The sequence below is a fragment of the Pseudomonas sp. SIMBA_068 genome (genome assembly GCF_046534705.1).
GTDB lineage: Bacteria > Pseudomonadota > Gammaproteobacteria > Pseudomonadales > Pseudomonadaceae > Aquipseudomonas > Aquipseudomonas putida.
Genome location: NZ_JAWRYI010001743.1, coordinates 1 through 233 on the forward strand (window position 1 = coordinate 1; position 233 = coordinate 233).

At 60.1% G+C, this 233-nt stretch carries 1 protein-coding gene; it reads right to left on the reverse strand.

Annotated elements, in window-relative coordinates:
* On the reverse strand, window positions 1–233 hold a 233-nt coding region (locus SB756_RS35725), incomplete at both ends, for a fimbria/pilus outer membrane usher protein (protein ID WP_410913974.1).

Here is a 233-nt window from a genome sequence, read left to right on the forward strand (position 1 = left end):
TACCCTTCGGTGGAATAGCGATACCCAGCAAAACGTAGGTTGGTGTTGGTCTGGAAGCTTTTGCCGTAGCGCATGGCGAAGCTGTTGCCGGTAACCTGGCCGAGGCTGCTGCCCAGGTCACTACGGGCATGGGTGACATCCAACGACAAGCCGCCTATCGAACCGAAATCGCGTGCCAGGCCGAAGGCTCCGGCGCGGTAATAGTCGCTGTTCATCGCGCCGCCGTACAGGGT